We start from the raw sequence: 12,119 nt of genomic DNA, 5'->3' as shown, positions 1-12,119 counted from the left end.
GTTCTATCATAACTTCCGCATTCCTCCCGACACTGACCCTACGGGTACAGTGCGGGGCTCCTGCGATTTCTAGCTGAAGATCCTTATTCCGAAGGTTCGTCCCGCCTTTTCAAACCTAATCGAGCAGGCTGGTGGCTGTCTCCGAGGGTCGCCAGGCTGAGCCAGCAAGTTAAGATGTGTTACGGAATCCGTTGGGGCATCTATGGGCGCAACACCGGTAGTGACAATAGCAGCGAGGCAGGATGGCTTGGGTTCTGGGGCTGTCTCCATCCCTCCGGCAGATCTGGGGGTGGTTCCTGAGCCAAGCTTGCGTTACGACCCAGAGCAGTTGGCCAAGCAATATCGAGGGCGCTGGGATCTGGTGGTGCGGCGCCTGTTTCAGTTGATCACCCCCTTTTTGGGCTTGTTGGCCTGGGTGTTTTGGGATCGCTGGCGGGGAGTAGAACTGAAGAATCGCCCGAAACATGCGGCCCGGCTACGGGAGATCCTCACGGAATTGGGGCCGACAGCCATCAAAATCGGCCAAGCCCTCTCCACCCGTCCCGATCTGGTTTCGCCCCTGTTTCTGGAGGAGCTGGCCAAACTGCAGGATGAGCTGCCCCCCTTCGAGAATGCCATTGCTTTTGCCCTCATCGAGTCGGAGATCGGCAAACCCATAGACAAAATCTTTCGAGAGATCAGCCCTGAACCGATTGCCGCCGCCAGCTTGGGGCAAGTGTACCAGGCCTACTTGCACAGCGGGGAGAAAGTCGCCGTCAAGGTGCAGCGGCCCGACTTGATTGGGCGCATCTCTCTCGACATGTATATTGTCCGCAGCCTGGCCGCCTGGGCCAAACGCACTTTCCGCCGCATCCGCAGCGACCTGGTGGGCATCGTCGATGAGTTTGCCGGGCGCCTCTACGAAGAAATGGACTACACGCAGGAGGGCCGCAATGCCGAGCGGTTCCTGGCCCTGTACCGTCACCCCTCCATCTACGCTCCCAAAATTTACTGGGAGTACACCCGCACCAAGGTGCTGACGATGGAGTGGATTGATGGCATCAAGCTGACTCAGGTCGACAAAATCGCTGCTGCGGGGCTGGATGGACGGCACTTGATCGAGATCGGTGTCAATTGCTCCCTCAAGCAGCTTTTGGAAAATGGCTTTTTCCACGCCGATCCCCACCCGGGCAACCTCTTGGCCATGTACGACGGGCGGCTGGCCTATATCGATTTCGGCATGATGAGCACCATCGCGCCCCATCAGCGCTACGGCCTGATCAAGGCGATTGTGCATTTGGTAAACCGAGACTTTGCCGGGCTGGCCCAAGACTACGTGGACTTGGAGTTCCTGGATCCGGATACCGACCTGACTCCCATCATCCCTGCTCTGGAAGCTGTCTTCGCCGAAGCGATGGGCAAATCCGTCTCCGAACTGAATTTCAAGAGCATCACCGATCGGCTCTCGGGGGTGATGTACGACTTTCCCTTTCGAGTTCCCGCCTACTACGCCTTGATCATCCGCTCTTTGCTCACCCTGGAAGGGATCGCCATCGGCCTGGATCCCAACTTTAAGGTGTTGAGCGTGGCCTATCCCTACGTGGCTCAGCGCCTGCTCACCGACCCGGCCCCGGAGCTGCGCGTATCTCTGCGGGAGCTGCTGTTTAACCAGGGGCAATTTCGCTGGAACCGCCTGGAGAACCTGCTGCGCAACGCCGTCAACAGCGAGGATTTTGACCTGCAGGGATCCCTGGAAAAGGCCGTTGATTTTATCTTTTCTGAGCGGGGCGCTTTCCTGCGGGAGCGCCTAGTGGATGTGCTCTTTTCCAGCTCGGGATCCCAGGGTGGCTCAGATGGCTTGGCTCATTTGCAGCGTCTGTGGGAACTCCTCAGCAGCAACCCGAGCTTTCAGCCGCTGCAGCTTCTGCCGATTGTTGCCAAGGTGGCTGCCAAACCGGAAGCTCAACAACTGGGCCGTCAATTGGCCTCCCGCTGGTTGCAACGCTCGGCAGCTCGCCTCATCCGCGACCTGCTATTGCCGGATACAGAAAAGCCCAGTTCACCCTCTTCCCTCAACGGGCGTGGCGGGATCCCTGGGCCAGCAACCTCTGCTTCTACCGCTCAACTTCCCCTTCCGGCCTAGCTCAGGTGCTCTTGGGGGGCAGTATCGCTGTTGGGGTTAACAGAGGCCAGAGCCAGCGTAATCCACTCGGAAAATTCATCGCGGCGGAAAACCTGGGGGCGGGAGCGGGGGCCAAAACGCAGCAGGCTGGGCATGCCGTGCTCCTTGAGTCGAGACTGTAGCCAGGTGCCCACACCGGTTTTGCCATCGTTGGGCATTTCGGTTTGGAAGTCACTGTACATCAACAATAACTGGCTGCGAGATTGGAGCACCGCATTCTCTTGAATTAACTTCGGCAAGGAGAGATGGGTGGCTGAGACTGCCCCTTTGCTCCCTTTGGCCGATTCACGACGACGGTCGCGCGGGCGCGGGTTAGTGCTTTCACGGCTCTTGCGGGTTTTGGGTTCACTAGGCATAGAATCTCCTAAACGACAGAGTGCTCCCCAACGGGGGTTAAAGCGGGAACTCGCAGGCCAAAAGCCGAGCCCGCTGTGAAAGTGGCTCGATGGGTACAGTTCTGGAGAATCGCTGAGAAGAGGGACACCTGCTCTTGAGTAAGCGAAGAAGAACTGCGCTGAGCCGGCACGAAAGGCTGGGATCCCTTCGGCGCAACAGCAGTCCACAGCGGGCCGAGCTCCTGCCAATACATCCAAGGCCTGCCCTTGTTTTTCCTGTCGGAGGCCAGTTTGGCTACCACGAATCCGCAGGGCAAGCAAGCCCGGATGTTACCCCTATATTGACTTAAAAATGGACAAGTGGACAGTCCCTGGCCGAGAATTTAGCTGCTGCGGCGGGAGCTTCGGAAGGAACTAGGCTTGCCCGCCGGTGGCGAGTATCGCTGAGCTACGGGAGCAGCCTCCTACTACACCTGGAAGCGGTTGTTGGTGGTGTCCAAAAAGGAGTTTCACTGGCTTACTGAGATACTATGCGCATTGCCATTGTCGGGTTGGGGTTGATTGGCGGATCCCTGGCCCTCAAACTGACCGAAAAGGGATATCCCGTCTGGGGGATAAGCCGCAACCCGGCCACCTGCAAACAGGCTCTGGAACGGGGTGCTGTCCAAGGCTGTGGAACCGAGTTGGCCCAGTTGGCTCGCTTTGATCCGCAAATGGTGCTGATCTGTACCCCTCTGGAGCAGGTGTTGACCACGCTAGCCGCCCTGTTGCCTTATTTGTCGGCAGAAACCGTGGTGAGCGATGTCGGCTCGGTTAAGCAGCCCATCGTTGCTCCGGCAACCGAATTGTGGCCCTGGTTTGTGGGGGGGCACCCCATGGCCGGCAAAAGCCTGCAAGGGATCCAAGCGGCAGAAGCCGACTTGTTTCGGGGGCGGCCCTACGTGCTCACTCCCATCGCCGAGACCCAACCTCAGGCTCTCGATGCGGTGAAAGAACTGATTGCTGCTGTTGGCGCAGAAGCTGTCCTCACGGATCCCGCACGCCATGACCGAGCGGTGGCCTGGATCAGCCATTTGCCAGTTATGGTCAGCGCCAGTTTGATCGCAGCGGTTAGCCAAGAAGGGGATCCCGCGATTCTGGAATTGGCCCGCACTTTGGCCAGCAGCGGATTCCGCGATACCAGCCGTGTTGGCGGAGGGATCCCGCAATTGGGTTTGGAGATGGCCCGCCACAACCGGCAGGCGCTGCTGACTGCCCTGCACAGCTACCAAGCCCAGTTACGACAGATAGAGCAGTTGATCGCTGGCGAAAGGTGGGACGAATTGCTCCGGGTGCTGCAACGAACTCAACAAGAATGGCAGCAGTTCCCGGTCAACCATCCTCGCGAAATTCTCCACAACCTGGGCGGTGGGAATGGATAGCAAAGATATCTTGAACGGGCTCGGGGATCCTTCATGCTACCTTGGGCTTATGTGGACAGATCGAGCTTATGTTGAATGCGGCTCAGCTCTGGCTTTACCACCTAGAACAATGGGCAACTGAGCTGGTGCAGTTTCAACTGCAGCACCTTTCTCCCGTTAGTCTGTTGGTGGTGGGTCTGGCGGGCTTGCTCACCAGTCTTTCCCCCTGCACGCTGTCTATGCTGCCAGTGACCATCGGCTACATCGGCGGCTACACCCCCGCTTCTGAGGAAACGGCTGGGGAAGGGCGGCGGCAAGTTTGGGCTCAATCTTTGGGTTTTGCGGCTGGGGTGGCTTTTACCCTGACCCTGCTGGGTTTGTCGGCAGCTTTGCTGGGTCGCGTTTACGGACAAACCGGATCCTTCGGGCCTGTTGTGGTGGGGGGAATTGCTATTTTGATGGGGCTGAACTTGTTAGAGGTGATCCCCCTGCGTTTTCCAGATTGGTTTAACCGCCTCGAGATTCCCGGAGAATGGCCCAGGCTGGGTCGGGCAGTGTTGCTGGGGTTAACTTTTGGCCTGGTGGCCTCTCCCTGCAGTACGCCGGTTTTGGTGGCTTTGCTGGCCTGGGTTTCCACCACAGGGCAACCCTGGGTAGGAGGCGGGCTGCTGCTGGCTTACGGGCTGGGATTGGCCTTTCCTCTGCTCCTGGCGGGGGTGTTTACCGGGTTGGTGAAGCAACTGTTGGCCCTGCGGCGCTGGTCGGGCTGGCTCACTTATGCCAGTGGGGTGGTGTTGGTGGGGTTCGGCAGCGTAACAATCTTGTCGGCTTGGGCCTAAGGGATCCCTGCTGCTGCAGGCTAAGATGGGGCTACACCTACAGCACCCTGTTGGGAACTGCACCTTGCCTGGCAAGAGCAGCGGTCTGAATCTTGAGCCGACAAACTTCTCATGGTCATATACTCTCTCCCGCTTGCCCGCTGGGTTTCCTCGCTGCGGCGGTACTTTCGTCATGAGCTGCTGCCGCTGCTGGCGGATCTGCGCCTGGCCATCGGCCTTTTGTTGGCAATTGCGGTCTTGAGCGCCACCGGCACGGTAATTGAGCAAGAGGAAACAGCGGCTTTTTATCAAGCCCACTATCCGGAGCATCCGGCCCTGTTTGGCTTTCTCACGTGGCGGGTGATCCTGAGCTTGGGATTGGATCACGTCTACCGCACCCCTTGGTTTCTGGCTATTTTAATCCTGTTCGGCAGCAGCCTTATCGCCTGTTCCTTTACGCGCCAGTGGCCAATGCTCAAGGTGGCTCGCCGTTGGAGCTATCTCACCCGTCCGCAGTCTTTTCAGCGCCTGCCCTTTTGGACTTATCTGCCCCAACAATCCTTACAAGGGCTGCCGCAGCAGTTGCGTCGACAGGGCTATCTGGTGTTTCAGGAGGGCCATTACCTCTACGCCCGCAAGGGGTTAATCGGCAGGATCGGCCCCATCTTGGTGCATGTCAGCATGCTGCTGATCTTGCTGGGGGCGATTTGGGGCAGCATTGGCGGCTTCAAGGCCCAAGAACTCATTCCCAGCGGCGGCGTGGCTTCTATTCAACACTTGACCGGAGCAGGGGATCTGGCTCGCACTCACTTGCCTACCTGGCAAATTCGGGCCAATCGCTTCTGGATTGACTACGCTGCCGATGGCCGGGTCAAGCAGTTTTATTCCGACCTCTCGATTTTGGATCAGGGTCAGGAGGTCAAACGTCAGACCATTTCCGTCAACCATCCTCTCTCCTACCGGGGTGTGACCCTCTACCAAGCCGATTGGAGCATCGACAGCATCCGCATCCGCATCAACAACAGCCCCACTTTTCAAATCCCGGTGGTGCCGGTGCGTACCGAGGCAGGCAACAAACTCTGGGGCGCTTTTGTGCCCACCCAGCCGGACATGAGCCAGGGACTCACGCTGCTGCTGCCGGATTTGCAGGGGACAGCCCTGCTCTACGACACTGAAGGGCAATGGATGGGATCCCTGCGCCAAGGCATGAGCTTGGCCCTCGACGAAATCGCTCCCCAACGCTTCCCCAACCCCCTCACTCTGTATCTGGATGAGGTGATCGGCGCTACCGGACTGCAAATTAAATCCGATCCAGGGATCCCTGCGGTGTATCTCGGATTTGGCCTGTTGATGGTGGGGGTGGTGATGAGCTACTTCAGCTACAGCCAAATCTGGGCTTTGCAAACGGAGACGGGGCTCTACTTGGGGGGCAAAACCAACCGGGCCTTGGTTACTTTCGAGCGAGAATTCGACCGCTTGGTGGAGCAACAAAAGGTCGCCTTCTCTCTTTCCCAGATCCTGGCGGAAGCTGAGATTGGATAGGTGCTGCCTTTTCCTCCGAAACTGAGCTCTATCTCCTGCCCAATAGGGATCCCATGAGGTTGAAAGCCCTCATTTGATTTTCCTTGCCACACCCTAAAGTTCTCTGGAAGGATGTATACAATGCAGGGATCCAGTGGCCAGTCAGGGGGATCCCTTGGGTCGGGCTCATGGCTTGAGTTTGAGGGGATGTTCTCGGGTCATCCAAAGTGAGAGGGAACTTGAGAAAAATGCAAACTACTGTTTCAGTTTCCACACACTTCTCCACATCCGGAAAGCTTGCTTAGAGATTGAGTTAGAGTGTTTCCAGTCGGTTCCTGCAGTATGCTGCCTTTTCAGGAGGGCAAGACATGAAAGTTGGAGATCGGGTGCGGGTGCGTACCAGCGTGATTGTCTATCACCACCCGGAACATCGCAATCAACCTTTCGACCTCAAAGGCATGGAAGGGGAACTGAAGGCCGTGCTTCGAGATTGGAATGGCCGCCCGATCAGCGCCAACTTTCCCTTTCAGGTGCAGTTTGACAACAAGTTCCGTGCGCATCTCCAAGCTGATGAGCTAGAGGTGGTTGAGCCGGCCAACTCTGAAGAGCCCGCCGGGACGGCTGCCTAGTTGAGGCCCAACAGCGTGCGGTTGGTTTCCAGAATCGGCCTGATCAACTTGGTTTCTTCGGGGGTGAGGTAATTGGCTATCACTTCTTGTAGGAAGCGATAGGTGGCCTCGCAACTGCGTTGGGTGCGGAAGGCTCGCATCAGTGTTTGGAACCAGTAGAGAAATCGATCTTTGTAGCGCTGCTCATCATCCAAGAGCATGGCTAAGGCCGAAAGGCGCAGAACCCGAACGGTGTCAGCTTTCCACTTGTTGCTAAAGTCTTCCACCCCTCGCATGAGCAAGTAGGGATCCAGCGCGCGCATTTTCATCTCCACATCCCGGATGATCTGGGCCTCCGCTGCCTGAATCTTGCGATAGGCGCACAGGCGAAGGTCAAAGGAGGCTAGGTAGGTCTCCATGAACTGCAGCTCCTCATCCCTGAGATACCGTCCGTCGGCAGCGATGCTCAGTTCGCGCAGTTGAGTCAGCATAGGGATCCCTGGGCAAGCTGGAATGAGAATGGAAAAAACACCACCTATCCTGGCTGACGGCACAGCCTTGGTCTCTCAATCCTATCCCCAAACTCCCGGCCAGAAGAGGGGAATTGCAGGGATCCCCGGCAACCCTCTCAGTCAGGTTAATATTAATTAACAGTCTGTTGCTGCAAGAACCCACCCGACCCCAGATTGTTACCCATAGGTCACCATCTGCGAGTTCGATTCAAAAACACCCTTTGGGAGGAAACACTTCCGTGAGTCAGAAAGGTAAAAACAAGAAATGGAGAAGCGCGGGGTTATATGCGCTACTGGCCATCGTCTTGATCTCTTTAGCCACCACCTTCTTGGGTACCCGCCCGGCTGAGCGTTTGGAGATCAGCTACTCCGACCTAATCAGCCGTGTTGAACGGGGCGAGGTCAGCAAAGTTTTGGTGGAGACGGCCCCGGATGGTCGCCAGGTTGCCATTGCCGAGGCAGAAATCAACAACCGCGCCACCCAAGTGCAGGTGAATCTGCCCCCCCTTACCCCTGAGTTTGAGAACACCCTGGTTGCCAACGGGGTGGAGCTGGCTGTGCGTCCTGTCCAAGAGGAGGGGCTACTCGGGCGCATTCTCAGCACCTTCTTCCTGCCGGTTTTGCTCTTGCTGGGGCTCTTTTTCCTGCTGCGGCGGGCTCAAAATGGCCCAGGCAGCCAAGCTCTCAACTTCGGCAAATCCAGGGCACGGGTGCAGATGGAGCCGAAAACCCAAATTACCTTCAACGATGTGGCCGGCATCGATCAGGCCAAGCTGGAGCTGGCAGAAGTGGTGGATTTCCTGAAAAATTCAGAGCGCTTCACCGCTTTGGGAGCCAAGATCCCCCGCGGGGTATTGCTGGTGGGCCCGCCCGGCACCGGTAAGACCCTGTTGGCCCGCGCCGTAGCCGGAGAAGCAGGTGTGCCCTTTTTCTCCATCTCTGGCTCTGAGTTTGTGGAGATGTTTGTCGGGGTCGGCGCTTCTCGCGTGCGGGATCTGTTCGAGCAGGCCAAGCAAAATGCTCCCTGTATCGTCTTCATCGACGAAATTGATGCGGTCGGTCGCCAGCGGGGAGCTGGCTTGGGGGGTGGCAACGACGAACGGGAGCAGACCCTGAACCAGTTGCTCACCGAGATGGACGGTTTTGAGGGCAACTCCGGCATTATCGTCATCGCCGCCACCAACCGCCCGGATGTGCTGGATGCGGCGCTGCTGCGGCCCGGTCGCTTCGACCGCCAAGTTACGGTGGATCGCCCCGACTTCCAAGGCCGCCTGGAGATCCTCAAGGTGCACGCCCGCGGTAAAACTCTGTCTGCGGATGTGGATCTGGAGAAGTTGGCCCGCCGTACTCCTGGGTTTACCGGCGCCGACTTGGCCAACCTCCTGAACGAAGCAGCCATTCTGGCAGCCCGCCGCAACCTCACCGAGATCTCCATGGACGAGATCAACGACGCGGTGGATCGGGTGTTGGCCGGTCCGGAGAAGAAGGATCGGCTGATGAGCGAGCGGCGCAAGGAATTGGTGGCCTACCACGAGGCGGGCCATGCCCTGGTGGGATCCCTTCTGCCCAACTACGATCCCATTCAAAAAGTGACGATCATCCCCCGTGGCCAGGCGGGTGGTCTCACTTGGTTCATGCCCAGCGATGACGACATGGGGCTCACCACCCGTGCCCATCTGAAGAACATGATGACCGTTGCCTTGGGTGGGCGCGTGGCCGAAGAAGTGGTCTATGGAGAGTCGGAGATCACCACAGGGGCAGCCAGTGACCTGCAGCAGGTGGCCCGCATCGCCCGCAACATGGTGACCCGCTTCGGTATGAGCGATCGCCTGGGCAATGTGGCCCTGGGCCGCCAATACGCCAACATTTTCCTGGGCCGGGAGATCGCCGCAGAACGGGATTTCTCGGAGGAAACAGCAGCCCTCATCGACGAAGAGGTGCGGCGGCTGGTGAACGAGGCCTACCAACGGGCTACCTACTTGATTCGAGAAAACCGCGCCCTCTTGGATCGGATTGCCCGCCGCCTGGTAGAGGCCGAAACCATCGATGGGGAAGAGCTGCAGGCCATCATCGACAACTCTGAGGTGGTGATGCTGCCCCCCGAAGAGGAGCCAGAGCCGTTGACTCTGCCTATGGCCGTCAACGCCAGCGCCTAGTCTCTTTTCCCCAAGCGCAAACCCGGGATCCCCGCTTTTCCTCATTGAGGAGGGGGGATCCCAATGTTTTGCCTGATGTTATTCCCGCTCTCCCTCTGGGTGAGGGGAGTCCACCCTAGCCGGCAACAGCCGAACCCAACAAAGTCCGGCTCGCCTCTGCTTCCAGGGGCTGAGGCTCGTAGATTTTCAGCACGTACTCCGCTACCATGCGGTCGGTGTTGAAAACGGGGTTGAGGGTGCGGATGGCCTCCTTCATGCGGGCAATCCAGCGGCGCGGGATCCCTTTCTCATCCCGGTCGTAGAACATGGGGATTACTTCATACTCCAACAAGTCGTAGAGGGAGTTGGCGTCCAAGTCGTCTTGGGCAGCGGGATCCAGACCTTCGATTTCTTGGCCAATAGCCCAGCCATTGCGACCGTTGTAACCCTCCGGCCACCAGCCATCCAGTACCGACAAATTCAATCCCCCACTGAAGCCCACCTTTTGCCCTGAGGTGCCAGAGGCTTCCAGAGGGCGTCGCGGGTTGTTCAGCCACACATCGACCCCCTGCACCAAATTGCGAGCGACATAGGCATCGTAATTTTCGATGAAAGCGACCCGGTTGGCCACCTCAGGCCGGTTCGACCATTCCACCACCCGCTGGATCAGGCGCTTGCCCCCTTCATCCCGCGGATGGGCCTTGCCGGCGAAGATAATCTGTACAGGGTGCTCTTTGTTGGTGAAGATGCGGGTAATTCGCTCCAGATTTCGCAGGATCAAATCTCCTCGCTTGTAGGTGCTGAAGCGGCGGGCAAACCCAATCGTCAAGACCTTGGGATCCAGCAACTGGTTGACCGCTTGGATGCGCTCATTGCTTTCGCCGCGATTGCGCCGGGCCCGCAACACCCGGTGACGGGTAAAAGACACCAGCCGCTCCCGCAGAGCCTCTTTGCGCCGCCACAGTTCTTCATCTGGGATCTCTTCCACCTTGGCCCACAGTTCCGGGTCTGACACCCGCTCCGGCCAATCGGGGCCCAAGTACTGGTCGTAGAGGTTCCAAAAAAGAGGGGAAACCCAGGTACGGGCGTGAACCCCATTGGTAATGGAGCTGATGGGCACCTCATCCACCGATCGCTCGGGGTAGAGCACACGCCACATTTCGCGAGAAACCCGCCCGTGGAGCTTGCTTACCCCATTGGCCGCCCGCGCATACCGCAAAGCCAGCACCGTCATGTTAAAGTGCTCCCAGGGATCCCCGGTGCGCCGAGCTCCCAAGGCCAAAAATTGTTCCCGCGTCAGGCCCAGTTGAGGCCAGAAGGAGGCAAAGAACGCATCCATCTCATTGGGGCTAAAGGCATCGTGGCCAGCCGGCACCGGTGTATGGGTAGTAAACACACATTTTTCCCGCACCTTGGCCTCCGCCGTCTCGAAGGGGGTGCCCCGCGCCACTTCCTCCCGCAGCAACTCCAGCGTTAGGAAAGCAGCGTGACCTTCATTCATGTGATAGACCATGGGATCCAAACCCAACTGGCGCAGCAGACGCACCCCACCGATGCCTAGAATGCACTCTTGGGCAATGCGAGTATCGGTGCTGCCCCCGTAGAGGTGGGCGGTAATCCAGCGGTCGATGGGGTCGTTCTCCGGCAGGTCGGTGTCCAGCAGAAAGAGCGGCACCCGGCCCACGTCTGCTCGCCAGGCACGCGCCTTCACCAACCGCTGCCGCATCGCCACTTCCACCAACAGAGGGCTGCCATCCGGCTGGCGCACCAGAGTCAACGGCAGAGACTCAAACTCAGAGTCTTCGTAAAGCTCCCCCTGCCAGCCATTGTTGTCCAGGCGCTGTTGGAAGTAGCCCTGACGGTAGAGCAACCCGATGGCCACCAGGGGCACTCCCAAATCCGAGGCCGACTTGAGGTGATCGGCAGCCAACATACCCAGCCCGCCAGAGTAGGTGGGCAAAGACTCGTGCAAGCCGTATTCGGCACAGAAATAGGCGATGGGACGCTGCCAGTCGTAGGTTTTCATGGTGCGCTTGGCCCAGGTATCCTCAGCCGCCATGTACTTCCGATAGGACTGCACCATCCGGTTCAACGTGTTGAGGTAGTTCACATCGGTGGCCAAGGCTGCCAACCGCAAGTAGGAAACCTCCTCCAGCATGCGCACCGGGTTGTGGGAGGTTTTTTCCCACAGGGCGGGATCCATTTCCCGGAAAATGGTGAGGTGATCCGGGTTCCAGGTCCACCAATAGTTGCGGGCGATCTCGCACAGGGGCGTGAGCGCTTCCGGCAGCACCGGACAACGTTCGGGAAAAGCAGGAGCTAAGGTGGCAATGGACATAGGACAGATACCTGGGGTTAAAGTTATGGGCTCGAAAAAGAAGAGGTAGAGGTCGATCTTGGTAAACGTATCTCAATTATTATTGAGCCGATCCTGAGGATTCTGAGGGGGGAATTCAAGATCTCTACAAAATCTTCAGGGCTTCTCCCGATCTTGCCACAGCAGCGCGGAGCCTTCAAAAACAGGGGTCGCAGGCAGGCCAGCTTTCGATTCCGGCAGAAGCTGCCCGTCTATCTTCAGAGATGGTGCAACGTTAGAGTTAACTCAAAGTTAACAAAATCTACAGAACCC

Annotated in this window: 9 protein-coding genes; 6 read left to right on the top strand and 3 right to left on the bottom strand. The window is 58.2% G+C overall.

The genetic code is table 11. The features are described 5' to 3' along the window. Window positions 1-202 precede the first annotated feature (202 nt). Window positions 203-2,122: an ABC1 kinase family protein gene (locus NW828_RS03090; RefSeq protein WP_011432269.1), complete on the top strand. Its 1,920-nt coding sequence runs from the start codon at window positions 203-205 to the stop codon at window positions 2,120-2,122. On the opposite strand, the gene NW828_RS03085 is transcribed toward NW828_RS03090, so the two are convergent. Then, window positions 2,119-2,517 carry a hypothetical protein gene (locus NW828_RS03085; RefSeq protein WP_414330450.1) on the bottom strand — a complete coding sequence of 133 codons (399 nt, stop codon included), beginning with the start codon at window positions 2,515-2,517 and terminating at the stop codon, window positions 2,119-2,121. The two genes, NW828_RS03090 and NW828_RS03085, sit on opposite strands and share 4 nt — an antisense overlap. Window positions 2,518-3,026: 509 nt before the next feature. Between NW828_RS03085 and NW828_RS03080 the strand changes: the two genes are divergently transcribed. The 4 genes from NW828_RS03080 (at window position 3,027) to NW828_RS03065 (ending at window position 6,864) form a co-directional block, all read left to right on the top strand. Further along, complete coding sequence (locus NW828_RS03080; RefSeq protein ID WP_414381391.1) at window positions 3,027-3,917, top strand: prephenate/arogenate dehydrogenase; 891 nt, start codon at window positions 3,027-3,029, stop codon at window positions 3,915-3,917. A 68-nt stretch (window positions 3,918-3,985) separates the two neighbouring features. Further along, window positions 3,986-4,735 (top strand): cytochrome c biogenesis protein CcdA, encoded by a 750-nt coding sequence (locus NW828_RS03075; protein ID WP_414381388.1) that lies wholly within the window; start codon window positions 3,986-3,988, stop codon window positions 4,733-4,735. 111 nt (window positions 4,736-4,846) lie between these two features. After that, window positions 4,847-6,256: a cytochrome c biogenesis protein gene (locus NW828_RS03070; RefSeq protein ID WP_414381385.1), complete on the top strand. Its 1,410-nt coding sequence runs from the start codon at window positions 4,847-4,849 to the stop codon at window positions 6,254-6,256. A 347-nt stretch (window positions 6,257-6,603) separates the two neighbouring features. Continuing rightward, entirely contained in the window at window positions 6,604-6,864 is a 261-nt protein-coding gene (locus NW828_RS03065) for a ferredoxin-thioredoxin reductase variable chain (RefSeq protein ID WP_414332109.1), read from the top strand. On the opposite strand, the gene NW828_RS03060 is transcribed toward NW828_RS03065, so the two are convergent. Beyond that, on the bottom strand, window positions 6,861-7,334 hold the full coding sequence (locus NW828_RS03060) for a phycobilisome protein (protein WP_414381383.1): 474 nt from the start codon (window positions 7,332-7,334) through the stop codon (window positions 6,861-6,863). The genes NW828_RS03065 and NW828_RS03060 overlap by 4 nt on opposite strands. A gap of 260 nt (window positions 7,335-7,594) precedes the next feature. On the opposite strand from NW828_RS03060, the gene ftsH reads away from it, so the two are divergent. Beyond that, the gene (gene ftsH / locus NW828_RS03055; protein ID WP_414381381.1) at window positions 7,595-9,511 is read left to right on the top strand and encodes an ATP-dependent zinc metalloprotease FtsH; all 1,917 of its coding nucleotides are present in this window, start codon (window positions 7,595-7,597) and stop codon (window positions 9,509-9,511) included. Between the two features lie 115 nt (window positions 9,512-9,626). On the opposite strand, the gene glgP is transcribed toward ftsH, so the two are convergent. Continuing rightward, on the bottom strand, window positions 9,627-11,828 hold the full coding sequence (gene glgP, locus NW828_RS03050) for an alpha-glucan family phosphorylase (RefSeq protein ID WP_414381378.1): 2,202 nt from the start codon (window positions 11,826-11,828) through the stop codon (window positions 9,627-9,629). Between the last annotated feature and the right edge of the window lie 291 nt (window positions 11,829-12,119).

Origin of the sequence: Synechococcus sp. W55.2, assembly GCF_047461635.1 — a bacterium.
Taxonomy (GTDB): Bacteria; Cyanobacteriota; Cyanobacteriia; order Thermostichales; family Thermostichaceae; genus Thermostichus.
The sequence above is the reverse complement of the archived record's forward strand: the minus strand, read 5'-3'. Positions and strand labels throughout refer to the sequence as shown.